This is a genomic window from Bradyrhizobium sp. ORS 278, from assembly GCF_000026145.1.
Taxonomy (GTDB): Bacteria; Pseudomonadota; Alphaproteobacteria; order Rhizobiales; family Xanthobacteraceae; genus Bradyrhizobium.
In genome coordinates this window covers 5,281,122-5,298,347 of sequence record NC_009445.1, presented here as the reverse complement: position 1 = coordinate 5,298,347, position 17,226 = coordinate 5,281,122, and the positions used below count along the sequence as shown (strand labels likewise).

The following is a 17,226-nucleotide window of genomic DNA, read 5'->3' as shown; positions in this document are numbered from 1 at the left end:
GTCGGCTCAGAAGCCGGGCAGGGGGCATTGATGGATCAACTCACTGACAGGGCCGATGCCCTGACGCAGGCGGCTTTCAGTCTGCGCAAGGCCAAGATCAGCGAAGGCCGGCCGTTTCCGCTCGGCGCCACCTGGGACGGGCTCGGCGTCAATTTCGCGATCTTTTCCGCGCACGCCACCAAGGTCGAGCTGTGTTTGTTCGACGAGACCGGCGAGACCGAGCTCGAGCGCATCGAACTGCCGGAATATACCGACGAGGTCTGGCACGGCTATCTGCCGACCGCGCGTCCGGGCACCGTCTATGGCTATCGCGTGCATGGCCCCTACGAGCCCGATGCCGGCCATCGCTTCAATCCGAACAAGCTCGTCATCGACCCCTACGCCAAGCAGCTCGTCGGCCAGCTGCGCTGGGGTCCCGAGCTGTTCGGCTATCAGCTGGATCACGCCGACAAGGATCTCTCCTTCGACGACCGCGACAGCGCGCCCCTGATGCTGAAGTGCCGGGTGATCGATCCCGCCTTCACCTGGGGCACCGCCCGCAAGCCGGAGATCCCGTGGGAGCGGACCATCTTCTATGAGATGCACGTCAAGGGCTTCACCAAGCTGCATCCGCTGGTGCCGGAGGCCGACCGCGGCACTTTCGCCGGCCTCGCGCATCAGGATATTCCGGCCTACCTGCGCTCGCTCGGCATCACCTCGGCCGAGCTGCTGCCGATCCATGCCTTCATCGATGACAGCTATCTGGTCGACAAGGGCCTGCGCAACTATTGGGGCTACAATTCGATCGGCTTCTTCGCGCCCGAGCCGCGCTACCTCAAGACGCCGCTCGCGACCGAATTCAAGACCATGGTCAACCAGTTCCACGCAAACGGCATCGAGGTGATCCTCGACGTGGTCTATAACCACACCGCCGAGGGCAACGAGCTCGGCCCGACCCTGTCTTTCAAGGGCATCGACAACGCCAGCTACTACCGGCTGCTGCCGGACAAGAAGCGCTATTACATCAACGATACCGGCACCGGTAACACTGTGAACCTGTCGCATCAGCGCGTGCTCCAGCTGGTCGCTGACTCCTTGCGCTATTGGGCGACGGAGATGCGCGTCGACGGTTTCCGTTTCGATCTCGCCACCATTCTCGCGCGCGAGCCCTATGGCTTCGACGAGGGCGGCGGCTTTCTCGATGCCTGCCGCCAGGATCCGGTGCTGTCGGGCGTCAAGCTGATCGCAGAGCCCTGGGACATCGGTCCGGGCGGCTATCAGGTCGGTCAGTTTCCGCCGGGCTGGGCGGAGTGGAACGACAAGTTTCGCGACACCACGCGCGCGTTCTGGAAGGGCGACGGCGGCACCCTCGCCGATTTCGCCAAGCGCATCTCCGGCTCCGGTGATCTTTTCAACAAGCGCGGTCGCCGGCCGTGGGCGAGCGTCAATTTCATCACCGCCCATGACGGCTTCAACCTCAACGACCTCGTCTCCTATAACGATAAGCATAATGAGGCGAATGGCGAGGACAATCGCGACGGCCACAGCAACAATCATTCGTGGAATTGCGGCGTCGAAGGGCCGACCGACGATGCGGAGATCATCGCGTTGCGCGAACGGCAGAAGCGCAACATGCTGGCGACGATGCTGCTGTCGCACGGCACGCCGATGCTGCTCGCCGGCGACGAGTTCGGCCACACCCAGGACGGCAACAACAACGCCTATGCCCAGGACAATGAGATCAGCTGGCTCGACTGGATGGGGATATCAGCGCCCGGGCGGCAGCTGCGCGAGTTCACGCGCAAGCTGATCGCGATGCGCAAGGCGTTCCCGATCCTGTATCGCTCGCGCTTCCTGGTCGGCTCGCTCAACGAGGAGCTCGACGTCAAGGACGTGACCTGGCTGGCGCCATCAGGCGAGGAGATGGCGACGGAGCAGTGGACCGACGGCAACGCACGCTGCTTCGGCATGCTGCTCGACGGCCGCGCCCAGGAGACCGGCGTCAAGCGGCGCGGCTCGGATGCGACGCTGCTCTTGATCTACAACGCGCATTTCGACGTCGTGAACTTCACTTTGCCGTCGGTGCCCGAGGGGCACAATTGGCTGGCGCTGATCGATACCAATCAGCCGGACGCCCAGGTGCAGTCGCTGCCGTTCGGCCATGTCTACGAGGTCACCGGCCGCTCCATGCTGGCGCTCGGCCTGTCCTCGGAGCAGCAGCCGATGCGCGGTCTCCGCCACGGCCTCGGCGCCCTGCTCGACATCGCGGAGACGCCGCTGGGGTAGGGGTGTGGGGGGAGAGCTTGTTAAACGCGTCGGGGCAGGGGAGCTCGTGGCCGTCCTTCGAGGCATGCGCCGAGTCGGAGCCGCTCCCGCGTAGCCCGGATGAGCGTCAGCCGACGCCTCTTCGGCGTCGGCGCGAGCGACATCCGGGTTCACCGCAGACAGCTGGTGAGAACCCGGATATCGCGTCCGCCTCCGCCCTGCGGGCGCAGGCTTCCGCTCATCGGGCTACGACTCCGTTCATGAGAACTCAGCGCGTCACGCCCCTCGCGCGTACTTCGCAAGCCGTCTCTCCAGCACACCCAGCATCGCCTCGCGCGCCGGATCGCGCGAGCCGTTCAGCCAAGCTGCGGCCAGCGGCAGTCGCCCTGCGGTGCTGCCTCTCTTCAGCCGCAGCGGCACGAAGCGCACGCCGGAGATCGCCAGCCGCGACGTCCAGCGCGGCACGATGGCGATGCCGAGCCGGGCCGCGACGAGATGCACGATCGTCTGCTTCTCGTCGGCGACCTGCGCCACGTCAGGCGACAGTCCGGCCTGCGCGAACAGCTTCATCGTGAGATCATGGCTGTGCGGCCGCGAGCGCCGGTCCGGCACGATCAGCGGCTCCTCGGTGATGTCAGACAGCGACACCGACGCCCGCGCCGCCAGCCGATGCCGCTGCGGCAGCGCGACCACGGCGCTCTCGCTGAGCAGCGCGCGAAACTCGAGCCTGACATCGCTGCGCTCCGGCGGCCGAACGAAGGCGAGATCGAGCGCCCCGGAGAGGATCTTCGGCAGCAGCCGGAGGGTCTTCTCCTCCAGGATCTGCACCGCGATGTCGGGATGTGCCTCTCTGAAGTCATGCAGCAGCTGCGGCAGCAGACCTGCGGCGGCGCTGTCGATGGCGCCCACGCGTAGCCGCAGCGTCTTCATGCCACGGGCGCGGCGGCGGAAGCCGGTCTCAACCGCTTCGACCCGCGCGAGGATGGCGCGGGCGTCGCCCAGCAGCGCGCTGCCGTGCTCGGTCAGCGCCACCGCGCGCGTGGTGCGTGTGAACAGCCGAGTCGCGAGGTCCTCTTCCAGCAGCTTGATCTGGCGACCCAGCGCCGAGGGCAGCATCTGCAGCCGCTGCGCCGCCTTGCCGAAATGCAGCTCCTCGGCGGCAGCGACAAAGCAGCGGAGCTGGTGCAATTCCATGATCGGCGGTCCTGTGAGGGCTCTGGGATTATATCATTTTTTTGTATAATGAGGCGAATATTGAAGCCATCACCTGCGCTGCCTTACGGTCCTGCGAACCAGCCTGCCGGGGTCTCCGCCACGCTGACCCTGTTGCTCTTGCTATCCCGCAATGTCGGGGCCGACGCGGCCACGCAATCCCTCACACGGAGCTCATTCCATGCGCACCCATTCCATTGCCGCCATTCCCGCCGACGGTATCGGCCCCGAGGTGATCTCCGCCGGCGTCCGCGTGCTCGAAGCCCTGGCCAGGCGCGCAGGCGACATCAGCTTCAATGTGAAGACCTTCGACTGGGGCTCGGACTACTACAAGAAGCACGGCGTGATGATGCCGGCCGACGGTCTCGTCGAATTGAAGAGATTCGACGCGATCTATTTTGGCGCGGTCGGCGCGCCCGACGTGCCGGATCACATCACACTGTGGGGCCTGCGGCTGCCGATCTGCCAGGGCTTCGATCAATACGCCAATGTGCGCCCGACCAAGATCCTGCCCGGGGTGGCCTCGCCGCTGCGCAATGTCGGCGTCGGCGATCTCGACTGGGTGATCGTGCGCGAGAATTCGGAAGGCGAATATGCCGGGATGGGCGGCCGCGCGCATCGTGGCCTGCCTGAAGAGGTCGGCACCGAGGTCGCGGTGTTCACCCGCGTCGGTGTCACCCGCATCATGCGATACGCGTTCAGGCTGGCGCAGTCGCGGCCGCGCAAGCTTCTCACCGTTGTGACCAAGTCGAATGCGCAGCGCCACGGCATGGTGATGTGGGACGAGATCGCCGCGGAAGTCGCGCGCGAATTCCCCGACGTGACCTGGGACAAGATGCTGGTCGACGCGATGACCGTGCGCATGACGCTGCAGCCGAAGAGCCTCGACACCATCGTCGCGACCAATCTGCACGCCGACATTCTCTCTGATCTCGCCGGCGCGCTCGCCGGCAGCCTCGGCGTCGCGCCCACCGGCAACATCGATCCGGAGCGGCGCTACCCGTCGATGTTCGAGCCGATCCACGGCTCGGCCTTCGATATTACCGGCAAGGGCATCGCCAATCCCGTCGCGACGTTCTGGACCGGGGCCCAGATGCTCGAGCATCTCGGTGAGAAGGACGCTGCCGCGAGACTGATGGCCGCGGTGGAGAAGGTGTGTGCAGCGGGCGTCCTGACGCCCGATGTCGGCGGCAAGGCGACAACCAAGGAGGTGACGGACGCCGTGATCGACGCAATCCATGGCTCCAACGTCTGACGGGTGCCTCCTTCTCGTGCAATCCGAGCGTGTTGTGCGAACCGCTTGCAATGGACGCCGCGGGGCGTATACAGCCGCTTCCGCTGCGTCCACGCATGCTCAAGGCATGCGCGTCATAGAGACGCGATATCTGGGTTGGGGAGAAAGGACACATCATGCGTCGTCACCGTCGAGCCAAGATCGTCGCGACCGTCGGTCCCGCCAGCAATTCTCCTGACATGCTGAAGGAGCTGTTCCTCGCCGGTGTCGATACGTTCCGTCTCAACTTCAGCCACGGCACGCAGGCTGATCACGCCAAGGTTCATGCCGCGATCCGCGCGCTGGAAAAGGACGTGCAGCGTCCGATCGGCATCCTGATGGATCTGCAGGGACCGAAGATCCGCGTCGGTACCCTGCGCGACAAGAAGATCCAGGTCGAAGCGGGCGAGACGATTCGATTTGTGTTGAATGGGACCGAGGGTGACAAGACGTCGATTCCGTTGCCGCATCCGGAGATCTTTGCGGCGGTCGCGCCCGGTCACGATCTTCTGATCGACGACGGCCGCGTGCGCGTGCGTGTCACCGGGCTCGGCGACGACTGGATCGAAGCCAAGGTGATCGTCAGCGGCGCGATCTCCAATCACAAGGGCGTCAACCTGCCCGGCACGATCCTCGAACTGTCGCCGCTGACCGCGAAGGATCGTTCCGATCTTACGTTCGGCCTCGACCTCGGCGTCGACTGGGTCGCGCTGTCCTTCGTGCAGAAGCCATCCGACGTGATCGAGGCGAGGGGGCTCATCGACGGCCGCGCCGGCATCATGTCCAAGATCGAGAAGCCTGCCGCGCTCGACCGCATCGACGACATCATCCAGCTGTCGGATGCGATCATGGTGGCGCGCGGGGATCTCGGTGTCGAAATTCCGAATGAGGATGTGCCGGGCAAGCAGAAGGAGCTGGTGCGCGCCTGCCGGCTCGCGGTGAAGCCGGTGATCGTCGCGACGCAGATGCTGGACTCGATGGTCGCCACACCCACGCCGACGCGCGCGGAAGTCTCCGACGTCGCGACCGCGATCTATGACGGCGCCGATGCGGTGATGCTGTCGGCGGAATCGGCCAGCGGCCAGTATCCGCGCGAGGCCGTGGCGATGATGGACAGCATCATCAAGTCGACCGAGAAGCACAAGATGTACGCCTCGATTATCCAGGCGACGCAGCCCGACGAGGAGCAGACGCCGCCGCATGCGGTGGCGACCGCCGCGGCCGATCTCGCCTCGGCGATCCATGCCAAGGCGATCGTGGCCTACACGTCGAGCGGTACCTCGGCCTCGCGCGTCGCGCGCAAGCGGCCGAGCCTGCCGATCCTTGCGATCACGCCGAACGAGGACACCTCGCGGCGGATGTGCCTGTTGTGGGGCGCGCACAGCGTGCTGTCGCAGGACGTGCAGAGCTATGAGGAGATGGTCGAGCGCGCGACGTTTTTCGCGGTCCAGGAGGAGTTCGCCGACAAGGGCGATCTGCTGGTCGTCGTCGCCGGCATCCCGTTCGCGCAGGCCGGCACCACCAACAATCTACGCGTCGTCACCGTGCCCAGATAGGAGGCAGCCGAATTCCCTGTATGCGCCGCCCGCTTGTCGCCTGATTGTCGCACCCCGCTGGTATCGCGGGGCAGTGGCGAGGACATCGTGAGTCGTCATGCGAACGATGTCAGTCGCGATCCGGCAGGATGGGTTCTGCCGGTGCGGCGTTCGTCATCGCCTTGTCATCAGGGACTGTTAGGTGGGCGCGCATGGGACTCGAGACTGCTGGTGAAGAAAGCCCGACGAAGCGCTTTCGGACGTTGTTCATCTCCGATGTTCATCTCGGAGCCCGCGGCTCGCAGGCCAATCTCCTCGTCGATTTCCTGCGCCATCACGATGCCGATACGATCTATCTGGTCGGCGATATCATCGACGGCTGGGCGCTCAAATCGAGCTGGCACTGGCCGCAGTCGCACAACGATCTCGTGCAGAAGATGCTGCGCAAGGCGCGCAAGGGCGCCAAGATCGTCTACGTGCCCGGCAACCACGACGAGTTCCTCCGGGGCTATTACGGCACGCATTTCGGCGGCATCGACGTCGTCGAGAACATCGTCCACACCGGCACCGACGGGAAGCGCTACCTGGTCATTCACGGCGACATCTTCGATCTCGTCGTCCAGAACGCCCGCTGGCTCGCCCATCTCGGCGACAAGGCGTATGACTTCGCGATCCAGATGAACCGTCTGGTCAACTTCTTCCGCCGCATGTTCGGCGTGCCCTATTGGTCGCTGTCGCAATGGGCCAAGCAGAAGGTCAAGAACGCGGTGAACTACATTGGCGCGTTCGAGACGGCGCTCGCGGCCGAGGCGCGGCGGCATGGCGCCGACGGCGTGATCTGCGGCCATATCCATTGCGCCGTGATCCGCGACCAGGACGGCATCCGCTACATGAACTGCGGCGATTGGGTCGAGAGCTGCACCGCGCTGGTCGAGCACGAGGACGGAAGGTTCGAGATCCTGACCTGGACCGATCCGCTGAAGCAGCCGGCGCCGGTTCCGCAACTGGCGGCCCGCGCGGCCTGAGAGCAAGCGAGCGGGCTCCCTTGCCTCGCAGCGACCGGGCGCGGTAAATTGAGCACATGACAGCTCATGCCCCGATCCCGCCCGTGACCGCCGCCGACATCGATGCGGCGGCCCGGGTTCTCGCGCCGGTGGCGGTGCGGACCCCGCTGCTGCCAGCCCCGGTGCTCAACGAGCAGCTCAAGGCGAACGTGTTCGTGAAGCCCGAGGTGCTGCAACGCACCGGCTCGTTCAAGTTCCGCGGCGCCTACAACAAGCTGGCATCAATTCCCGAATCGTCGCGGGCGAATGGTGTCGTCGCCTTTTCTTCGGGCAATCACGCCCAGGGCGTCGCGCATGCCGCAACGCTGCTCGGGATGCATGCGACCATCGTGATGCCGTCCGATGCTCCGGTCGCCAAGCGCGAGCGCACCAAGGCCTTCGGGGCCGATGTCGTGCTGTATGATCGCGACCGTGAAGACCGAGAGGCGATTGCCCGCGAGATCGCCGGCAAGCGCGGCTCGACCGTGGTGCCGCCCTATGACGATCCCTATGTCATTGCCGGGCAGGGCACCGTCGGCCGCGAGATCGCGGAAGATCTTGCGGTACTTGGCCTGTCGCCCGATGTCGTCATCGTTCCCGCCTCGGGAGGCGGTTTGCTCGCAGGCGTGTCGACGGCGGTGAAGGCGCGCTATCCGCAAGCCCAGATGATCGTCGCCGAGCCCAAGGGATACGATGACCACGCCCGCTCGCTGCGTGCTGGCCATCGCGAGGCGCACGACGCGAAGGGACGCACCATCTGCGATGCGCTGATGGCGGCGATCCCCGGCGAGATCACCTTCGCCATCAACAGCAAGCTGTTGTCCGCTGCGGTCGAGGCGTCGGATGAGGAGGTCGGCCGCGCGGTCGGCTTCGCCTTCCGTGAGCTGAAGCTCGTCGTCGAGCCCGGCGGCTCGGTCGGGCTGGCGGCCTTGCTGGCGGGGCGGCTCGATGTTGCAGGCAAGACGGTGGTGATCGTTCTTTCCGGCGGCAATGTCGATGCCGATCTCTATGCCATGCTGATCGCCTGACCTGGCCTCAGTGGAAGCCGAGGCCACCCCGCGAAAAACCTCCGCCTCCCGGACGCGGTCCGGATTGCGCGAAGTGCGGTGCGCCGGGCCCGCGTGCCACCGCGGGGCGCGATGCATTGAAGCCGGGCTTGAACGGTCCAGAGTTGCCGGGGAAGTGGTTTTTCACGTCACGGCTCTCGAACGGCCTGCCGGGCGCCCGCTTCAGCGGATCGCGTTGGATCTTCGTCACAGCAGGCGGCGTCGATGGCGGCGGGCTCTTGTCGCCGATCTTGCGCGGGCCGGTCGGCTGCGCATCGACGACCTTGCCGGGCGTGTTGATCGGCTTGCCGCTGGTCACGACCGAAGGCGGCAGCGTCTGGCGCGGCGGCAGATTGGTGGAAGGCGGAGCGGCGTTCGGCAATTTCGGCAGCGGGCCAGGGCGCGCCTGTATCTGATCGCCGCCGTTGAAGGGCCGCGGCGCCATGTGCGGCGGCACCAGCAGCCGGCTGGGCTGCAGCAGCGGGATCGGTCGTGGCTGAACCTGCAGTCGCAGCGCGACCGGCGCGTACGGGCTGTCGGCATACGCCTGGCTGAAGCTCTGATAGGCCGATGGTGAGTTCGCCAGCACCGCCTCGTGCCAGGCCGCGGCCTGAACCAGGCCGGCGAGCAGGGCGCGGATGCGGTCGGCGAGCGGATCGCGCGGATACATCGCGATGAACTCGCGATAATATTGCGGGCGGTTCTCCGACAGCACGTAGTCATAAGCCTGCCGCACCGAGCGGCTGGGCAGGTCGGCGGCCATCTGCACGACAGGCGCGTTGTCGGCGGGCCGCGCGGCCGCTACCAGCGTATCGCCGAAGAAGGTGAAATCGCTGGTCAGCGACGAACTCTCCCACGGCGTTTGCCGTCCGCCGGTGGTCTGGTTCACCTGCAGGCGGACGCGCTTGAACAATTGCTCGATCGGCAGGTTCGGCTGCTGTGCGAGATTCAAGAATGCCTGCGTGTAGGGGCTGTGCTCGCCGCGTCCGTCGAGCGCCTCCTCGCCCGGAGAGGTCGAATAGCCGACGATCGAACCGTTCGGCGCATCGACGATGGCAAGGCCGCGCCCGGCGTCATTGATGGAGGGAAACGGGTTGTTGCGGCAGGCATCGAGCACGACGATGCGCAGGCGGCTCGGCACCGCCTCGAGCGTGGCCATCAGATCGACCAGCCGGACAGTGCCGGTCGTAAGGTCCGAGGGAGCCGAGATGCGTGCATCGATGGGAATGAGGTAGTTTTCCCCGGCAAGCTGAACGCCATGGCCTGCGTAGTACACCATGGCGACGGCATTCGGCCCGTGGGCTACGATGCGGCTCGAAAAGTCCTGCACCACCTTGAGCATCTCGTTCTGCGTCAGGTCGGTCGCCGTGATCACTTCGAAGCCGGCCGAGTTCAACAGCTTGGCGACGGCATGTGCGTCGTTTTCCGGGTTCTCCAGCGGCGGTGCGTTCTGATAGCTGCCATTGCCGATGACGAGCGCAACGCGCGGCTCGGGCGCCTGCTGCGATGGCGCGGCCTGCACGTCGGCTGACACCGACGGTGGTGGCGCCAGAGCACGCGGCGGTGTCTGCAGATTGTCGATCTCGTTATTAGTTGCTGACGCGGAGCTGAGCCCGATACACGTCAGCAAGCCCAGCAGGGCCAATGACAGCAGAGATGTCCATCGGGACCTGGGAGCGCGGATTGTCGAAAGGGGCACGGCGTTCTCCTCGAGCATGCGCAAGGCGGATGACTGGAGGAGCAGGTTAGGCTTGTCACGTTCGCGGGTACGTGATGCGCGTCACCTCGCCATGGGCCGCGAGCGTCACAATGATCGATGGACGACCGACATTCCGGCTCAGGAGAAGAACGCGATCTTCTCGGGCTGCGTCATGCGACGGATGGGCGCCAGCGGGTCGGTGGCAGGCGTCTGCGGACGCTGCAGAAGCCCGTTCGACAGCAGCGTCGACCCCAGCGACGGCTCATAGGCGGGCTTCGGCATCGTATAGGCGGTCGCGCTCGTAGCGGGGGCTGTTGCCACCGGGCTCGGCGTCGGCTCGGCGAACTGCGGTGCTGGCGGGGGCTGGGGTGTGACGGCCATAGCCGCGGCCACAGCCGCCAGTGTCTCGGCAGCGATGGACTCCGGGAGCGGTGCCGGAAGGGGCTCACTGGGAGCTGGAGGAGGCGCCATCGGCGGCGCGACGGCCACGGGCGGAGCGATCGGAGTCGGAGCCGCCTTGACCACGGGTGCTTCGGCTGGGGCCACCGCGGGCTCAGGCTCCGACAGAGGTTCGCTGAAGCTGGCAACGATGTCGTCGTCGACCGATGCCGGCTCCTCGATGTCGAACCCGAGAGTCCGTACGCGACTGAAATCCTCGTCGTCGATCGGATCGGGCGCCCCCATCTCCGCGGCGACCAGCTCGAGGATCGCCTCGTCCTGCGCCTCCGCAGCTGCCGCATCCTCAGCGTCGCCGGTGGCCTGTTGCTCGATCTCGACCAGGGCCTCGGCAACGGACGGCTCGGCGATCATCTCGACCGGCACGGCGGGGGAGACTTGCGCGGCAAGGGCGGGGACCTCAACATCCGGACCATTACTGGTTGTCACTTCGGCAACCATGACGCTGCCCGACGCGGCGGACGTCTCGATGTCCTCGATCGCGGTCACGGCCGCAACAAGCTGGCTTTGAGATGCAAGCACCGGCTGGAGGTCCGGCTCGGGCGCGTGCGGCGACTCTGCGGCCAGATCGTGCGCCGACACCGGCGCCTCGGCACTGGGAGCGGGTGCGGCGGTCGAGGGCGCCGATGCCGCAGTTTCGTTCGCCGGAGCCGAAGTCGATGCTTGCCGCTCGTCCAGCTCGTTCAGCCGCGTCTTGATGATGTCGAACGCGGCGAGCAGCGCCGCCATGGGGTCGGCGTTCGCGAGCTGGTCGCAGGCGGCTTCGATCGAGACGACCTGGGAATCGATCAGGTCGCAGATCCGGGAGTCGGCGCCGATCTCGCGCCAGCGCCAGGAAATCTCCTTGATGATCCGGGTGCCCTTACGCACCGGTGTGAGGTTTTCCTCCAGCGCGAGCCTATCCACGGCCGAGGCTGCCGCCAGCGCGGCGTCCTCGACCGCCGCGCGGATCGCGGCCAGCGCTTCGGGCAGGGCCCTGGTATCGGCCTGGTCGAGCTCCTGCTGCTGCAGACGTTGCGAGGCCAGCGCATGCTCGATGCGCGCTACGGCGTCGAGCACCATGCTGGTGTCAGCATTGCGGTTGCGTTTGGCATACTCACCGAGGAACCAGCGGCCCCGCGCGGTCTCCATGAAGGCGTCGCGGATCGCCTCGTAATCCGCCTCGTTCGGCTGGGCCGCGCGGGCAGAAATCGGCGAAAGGGCGAAGACTTCATCGACCATGACAGACCACGACAGACCCATCGCGCAAATTGCTGCGCGTTGGCATAACGATCACCATGATATTGACCGAATCGCAATTGAATTGATGCCACTGTCCCGACAAATCTCCACCACATCGCCGGTATTGTCGCGTCGATTCGCGGGGAGGTTGGGGCTGTTCTATGGCGCCGTCTTCGCGCTGTCGGGCACGCATCTCCCGTTTTTTCCCGTGTGGCTACGGGCGATCGGGCTTGATGCCTCATGGATCGGCATCATCATCGCGGTTCCAGCCGTCACCCGTTTCACCGTCCTGCCGCTGATCACCGCGCTTGCCGAGCGCCGGCACGCTTTGCGCGGCGCGCTGCGGCTGACGACGTTCGCAACTGCGTCAGGCTTTGCTGTTCTCGCCCTCCAACATCAGCCCTGGGTGGTCTTTCTCGTCTATGTCGGGCTTTGTAGTCTGTGGACGCCGGTCGTGCCGCTGACGGATGCCTACGCGCTGCGCGGCGTGATGAGCTATGGCCTGAACTACGGCCGCCTGCGGCTCTGGGGATCGGCCGCCTTCATCGTCGGGACCTTGCTGTGCGGCGGCCTCGCCGACATCGTTCCGGCGCCGCAGCTGGTCTGGATCATCGTCGCGCTGGCGCTCTGTGGCGCCGCGAGCGGACTACTGCTGCAGCCGCTGCCGCCGTTGCCGCGCAGCACGGGCCCGGCGCAGGATGGCCGCAGCCTGCTCGGCAGTCCGCGTTTCCTGTGCATCATCGCAGCGTCGGCGCTGATCCAGGGCAGCCACGCCGCCTACTACACTTTTTCCGCCATCGAATGGAAGGCGCAGGGTCTGACCGGACTTACCATTGCATGGCTGTGGACCATGGGCGTGCTCGCCGAGATCGTGGTGTTCGCGCTGTCACCCCGGTTCACGCTCTCGCCGGCCATCCTCGTTGTCATCGGCGCCATCGCCGCGGTGCTGCGCTGGACGCTGACGGCCCAGGAGCCGCACGCGGCAGGCCTCGCGGCGGTCCAGATCAGTCATGGCTTCACCTTCGGGCTCACGCTTGTCGGCACGATGGGGCTGCTGGTCCGCGAGGTGCCGGCGCATCTGACCGCGCGCGGGCAGGGCTATTACTCCGCTGCAAGCGGCGTCGTCGGCTCGGCGGCCTCGATCCTGTCGGGACCGCTCTACGCGGCCTATGGACCGGGCGTCTACTACGTCATGGCCGTGATGGCCGGTCTCGGCGGCGCGCTGATGTGGCTTGCGCGTGCCGGGCTGTCGCCTCAGCCCCACAGGGCCTGATCGGGCGGGTAGACCAGGCTGTCCTCGTAGTAGAGCCCGTGCGGGCAGTCCTCGGCGAGCAGCAGCGGCCCGTCGAGGTCGACATAGCGGGCGAGCGGCGTCAGCAGCATGGCCGGCGCCATCGAGAGCGATGTCCCCACCATGCAGCCGACCATGATGTCGAAGCCCAGCGTGCGGGCGGCGTCGGCCATCGCCAGCGCCTCGGTCAGGCCCCCAGTCTTGTCGAGCTTGATATTGACCGCGTCGTAACGCCCACGCAAGCCGTCGAGCGAATTGCGGTCGTGCACGCTCTCGTCGGCGCAGACCGCGAGCGGGCGCGCCATCCTGGCAAGCGCCTCGTCCCTTCCGGCGGGGAGCGGCTGCTCGACCAGGGTCACGCCGGCCTCGGCGCATGCTGCGAGATTGATTTCGAGATTGGCCTCGGTCCAGGACTCATTGGCGTCGACGATCAGCTGCGACTGCGGCGCGGCCCCGCGCACCGCCGCGATCCGCGCCGGATCGCCGTCGCCGCCGAGCTTGATCTTGAGCAGCGGCCGGTGCGCCGCCTTGGCTGCGGCCTTGGCCATGATGTCGGGCGCGGCGAGTGAGATCGTGTAGGCGGTCACGCACGGCTCTGGGGCGCGGCGACCGAGCAGGTCCCAGATGCGCCGGCCGCTGCGCTTAGCCTCCAAATCGAGCAGCGCGCAATCCAGCGCATTGCGTGCGGCGCCGGGCGGCATCGCCGTCTGCAGCGCGTCGCGACCGAGACCGGACGCGATGGCGTCGCGCATCGCGAGCAGGGCGCCGAGCGCCCCCTCGGGTGTTTCGCCATAGCGCGGGTAGGGCACGCATTCGCCGCGACCAACGAGGCCGTCCTGTCTAAGCTCCGCGATCACCGTCACCGCTTCGGTCTTGGCGCCGCGGCTGATCGTGAAGCTGCCCGAGATCGGCCAGTGGCCGATCTGGGCGTCGAGTATTGGAAAACCGTTGGAAGTCATTTGAAAGTCTGGCGCTTTGTGAACCGGATTGCGGCGCATGGGACTTGCGCGACGGCAGGGACTATGGCTGTTGATAGGGGTCTCCGGCAAGGTGGTGGCGACGCGGTGGGATTGTTCTCGTCCAGGAGCGGATATCCGCAGCTCCGAGGTTGGTCGTCGTGACGGGCAGCCCTGATCTGCAACGCAGCGGTGAAGGCAATGCGCTGGCGCTGCGTGCGACCGGCGCCTGGACCGCGCCGTTCGCGCCGGCGCTCGAACGCCTGGTCGCCGATGCCGAGAAGCTCGCCGGCAAGTCCGGCAATGTGTCGATCGACGTCTCGCAGGTCTCCAAGCTCGACACGTTCGGCGCCTGGCTGATCGAGCGGCTGCGCCGCAGCTTCACGACCGGAACGGTCGAGGCCAGGATCGACGGGCTGTCCGCCAACTACGCGAGCCTGGTGGATGAGGTCCGCCGCGTCAGCCTCGCCCCCGGTGACGATGCGACCAACGTGACCATCACCGGCATGCTCGGGCAGATCGGCCGCAGCGTCGCGGGCATCGTGGGCACGGTCGCGGCGCTGATCGACATGCTCGGCGCGGTGATCGTCGCCAGTGGCCGCGTGCTCGTGCATCCGCGCAGCTTCCGGCTGACCTCGACCATTCATCACCTGGAGCAGGTGTGCTGGCGGGCGGTGCCCATCATCGTCCTTATCACGTTCCTGATCGGCTGCATCATCGCCCAGCAGGGCATCTTCCATTTCCGCCGGTTCGGCGCCGACATCTTCGTCGTCGACATGCTCGGCGTGCTGGTGCTGCGCGAGATCGGCGTGCTGCTGGTCGCGATCATGATCGCGGGCCGGTCGGGCAGCGCCTACACCGCCGAGCTCGGCTCGATGAAGATGCGTGAGGAGATCGATGCGCTGCGCACCATGGGCTTCGATCCGATCGAGGTGCTGATCCTGCCGCGCATGCTGGCGCTGGTGATCGCGCTGCCGATCCTGTCCTTCCTCGGCGACATCGCCGCGCTCTATGGCGGCGGGCTGGTGGCATGGTTCTATGGCGGCGTCGATCCCGAAGCTTTCCTGCTGCGTCTGCGCGATGCGATCTCGATCGATCATTTCACCGTCGGCCTGCTCAAGGCGCCGGTCATGGCGGCCGTGATCGGCATCGTTGCCTGCGTAGAGGGTCTGGCAGTGGAGGGCAGCGCCGAATCGCTCGGGCGCCATACAACTTCGTCGGTCGTGAAGGGCATCTTCTTCGTCATCGTGATGGACGGCGTGTTCGCGATCTTCTTCGCCGCGGTCGGGATGTAAACTGAGATGATCCAGGCCGTGTCCGATCCGATCATCCGCGTGCGCGATGTCACCGTGCAGTTCGGCAAGACGCGCGTGCTCGATGGCCTCGACCTCGACGTCAAGCGCGGCGAGATCCTCGGCTTCGTCGGCCCGTCCGGCGCGGGCAAGTCGGTGCTCACCCGCACCATCATCGGACTCGTGCCGAAGCTGTCGGGGAACATCGAGGTGTTCGGTGTCGATCTCGATGCCGCCGACCGCGCCGGCCGTCGCGCCGTGGAGCGGCGATGGGGCGTGTTGTTTCAGCAGGGCGCCTTGTTCTCCTCGCTGACGGTGCGGCAGAACATCCAGTTCCCGGTGCGGGAGTATCTGAAGGTCTCGCAGCGGCTGCTCGACGAGATCATGGTCGCCAAGCTGGTGATGGTCGGATTGCGGCCCGATGTCGCGGATCGTTTTCCGAGCGAACTCTCTGGCGGCATGATCAAGCGCGTCGCCTTGGCGCGGGCGCTCGCGCTTGATCCCGAGCTGGTCTTTCTCGATGAGCCGACCTCCGGCCTCGACCCGATCGGTGCCGGAGATTTCGACGAGCTGGTGCGCACCTTGCAGCGGACTTTGGGGCTGACGGTTTTCATGGTAACCCATGATCTCGATAGTCTTTACACGGCCTGCGACCGCATCGCGGTGCTCGGCAACGGCAAGATCATTGCCGCGGGATCGATGGCCGACATGCAGGCCTCGGAGCATCCTTGGCTCCGGCAGTATTTCCACGGCAAACGTGCCCGCGCCGTGATGGGGTAGCGCTGAGCGCCCCGGGATGAATTTTTGTGAGCGGGAGTGGGGACTCCCGCGACAAAGCTGATGGGGTGGGTGCCGCAGTTCGGCGCCAACCGAGAGCGCACGGAAGCGGGGACGACTGTCTCTGCGGCGTGCCGGTACCGGAGCTGGTAATGGAAACGCGGGCGAATTACGTCCTGATCGGATCGTTCACGCTGGCCGTGCTTGCCGCGGCGGTCGGGTTCGTCCTGTGGTTCCAGAGCCTGCACACGACCAAGCAGCGCAGCCCGCTGCGCGTCGTGTTCGAGGGGCCGGCGGCCGGACTGCGCAACGGCGGCAGCGTCAATTTCAATGGTATCCGGGTCGGTGAGGTGATCTCGGTGAAGCTCGACAATCCGCGTCGCGTGGTGGCGCTGGCGATGGTCGAGAACAACGCGCCGATCCGCAAGGACACTTTGGTCGGCCTGGAGTTCCAGGGCCTCACCGGCGTGGCCGCGATCTCGCTGAAGGGCGGCGAGGAGGCGGCTCCGCCGCCGCCGCTCGATGAGGATGGCGTGCCGCTGCTGCGCGCCGATCCGACCCGGCTGCAGGACGTCACCGAGGCGATTCGCGCCACCCTGCAGAACATCAACAAGGTGGTGGCCGACAATCAGGAGGCCGTGAAGAACTCGATCAAGAATCTCGAGGTCTTCACCCAGTCGCTCGCCCGCAACTCCGAGCGCATCGACGGCGTCATGAGCCGCGTCGACGGCATCATGGGCAAGGCGGACACCTTGATGCTCGGCCTCAACACGCTGGCCGGCGGCAAGGATGGCGGTGAGCTGTTCCTGACGGTGAAGTCGATCCGCGAACTCGCCGAGGATTTCGACAAGCGCTCGGGCGCGCTGATGGCCGATGGCCGGCGGACACTGTCCGACATCAGCCGCGCGGTGAACAATTTCGACCGCAACCCCACTCGCGTCCTGTTCGGCGCCAGCAACTCCAGTCCCAGCAACGCCCAGGCCTCGCAGCCCGCGCCCGCCGCCGCACCGGCTCCCGCGAGCGGGCGGCGGTGAGGGGCGAGCGGATGGCGAATAGGGAGTAGCGAATAGGGCGAACAAGGCGTGCTGCTGCGCCGGTGGCCGTTGGCATCCTGGTGGTTCGTCTGCCCTGACGCCGACCAGCGGCGGTATCGTGCGCGGCCAGCCTTGCTGCCATCGAAC

13 protein-coding genes are annotated in these 17,226 nt (G+C 66.3%); 9 read left to right on the top strand and 4 right to left on the bottom strand.

The features are described from left to right. The first annotated feature begins 30 nt into the window (after positions 1 to 30). On the top strand, positions 31 to 2,265 hold the full coding sequence (glgX, locus tag BRADO_RS23680; RefSeq protein WP_012028729.1) for a glycogen debranching protein GlgX: 2,235 nt from the start codon (positions 31 to 33) through the stop codon (positions 2,263 to 2,265). Between the two features lie 255 nt (positions 2,266 to 2,520). On the opposite strand, the gene BRADO_RS23675 is transcribed toward glgX, so the two are convergent. Next, positions 2,521 to 3,438, bottom strand: a complete 918-nt coding sequence (locus BRADO_RS23675; protein WP_012028728.1) for a LysR family transcriptional regulator — start codon at positions 3,436 to 3,438, stop codon at positions 2,521 to 2,523. Between the two features lie 199 nt (positions 3,439 to 3,637). Between BRADO_RS23675 and BRADO_RS23670 the strand changes: the two genes are divergently transcribed. From BRADO_RS23670 to BRADO_RS23655, 4 genes are all read left to right on the top strand, one after another. Continuing rightward, on the top strand, positions 3,638 to 4,711 hold the full coding sequence (locus BRADO_RS23670) for a tartrate dehydrogenase (protein WP_012028727.1): 1,074 nt from the start codon (positions 3,638 to 3,640) through the stop codon (positions 4,709 to 4,711). Positions 4,712 to 4,866: 155 nt separating this feature from the next. Beyond that, positions 4,867 to 6,285: a pyruvate kinase gene (pyk, locus tag BRADO_RS23665; protein ID WP_012028726.1), complete on the top strand. Its 1,419-nt coding sequence runs from the start codon at positions 4,867 to 4,869 to the stop codon at positions 6,283 to 6,285. 191 nt (positions 6,286 to 6,476) lie between these two features. Next, positions 6,477 to 7,289, top strand: coding sequence for a UDP-2,3-diacylglucosamine diphosphatase (locus tag BRADO_RS23660; RefSeq protein WP_041756855.1), 813 nt, complete (start codon positions 6,477 to 6,479; stop codon positions 7,287 to 7,289). Between the two features lie 56 nt (positions 7,290 to 7,345). Then, entirely contained in the window at positions 7,346 to 8,335 is a 990-nt protein-coding gene (locus BRADO_RS23655; RefSeq protein ID WP_012028724.1) for a threonine/serine dehydratase, read from the top strand. 7 nt (positions 8,336 to 8,342) lie between these two features. Here the strand turns inward: BRADO_RS23655 and BRADO_RS23650 are convergent, their stop codons facing one another. Beyond that, positions 8,343 to 10,070: a caspase family protein gene (locus BRADO_RS23650; protein WP_173363511.1), complete on the bottom strand. Its 1,728-nt coding sequence runs from the start codon at positions 10,068 to 10,070 to the stop codon at positions 8,343 to 8,345. Positions 10,071 to 10,190: 120 nt separating this feature from the next. Beyond that, on the bottom strand, positions 10,191 to 11,729 hold the full coding sequence (locus BRADO_RS23645; RefSeq protein WP_012028722.1) for a hypothetical protein: 1,539 nt from the start codon (positions 11,727 to 11,729) through the stop codon (positions 10,191 to 10,193). A gap of 85 nt (positions 11,730 to 11,814) precedes the next feature. Between BRADO_RS23645 and BRADO_RS23640 the strand changes: the two genes are divergently transcribed. After that, on the top strand, positions 11,815 to 13,002 hold the full coding sequence (locus BRADO_RS23640) for an MFS transporter (protein WP_012028721.1): 1,188 nt from the start codon (positions 11,815 to 11,817) through the stop codon (positions 13,000 to 13,002). Here the strand turns inward: BRADO_RS23640 and dgcA are convergent. Then, on the bottom strand, positions 12,984 to 13,979 hold the full coding sequence (dgcA, locus tag BRADO_RS23635) for an N-acetyl-D-Glu racemase DgcA (protein ID WP_012028720.1): 996 nt from the start codon (positions 13,977 to 13,979) through the stop codon (positions 12,984 to 12,986). The genes BRADO_RS23640 and dgcA overlap by 19 nt on opposite strands. 158 nt (positions 13,980 to 14,137) lie before the next feature. On the opposite strand from dgcA, the gene BRADO_RS23630 reads away from it, so the two are divergent. From BRADO_RS23630 to BRADO_RS23620, 3 genes are all read left to right on the top strand, one after another. Further along, a complete protein-coding gene (locus tag BRADO_RS23630; protein WP_012028719.1) occupies positions 14,138 to 15,271 on the top strand; it encodes an ABC transporter permease in 1,134 nt (377 codons plus the stop codon). Positions 15,272 to 15,277: 6 nt separating this feature from the next. Then, a complete protein-coding gene (locus tag BRADO_RS23625; protein ID WP_008962303.1) occupies positions 15,278 to 16,048 on the top strand; it encodes an ABC transporter ATP-binding protein in 771 nt (256 codons plus the stop codon). A gap of 149 nt (positions 16,049 to 16,197) precedes the next feature. Then, positions 16,198 to 17,079 carry an MlaD family protein gene (locus BRADO_RS23620; RefSeq protein ID WP_012028718.1) on the top strand — a complete coding sequence of 294 codons (882 nt, stop codon included), beginning with the start codon at positions 16,198 to 16,200 and terminating at the stop codon, positions 17,077 to 17,079. Positions 17,080 to 17,226: the final 147 nt, after the last annotated feature.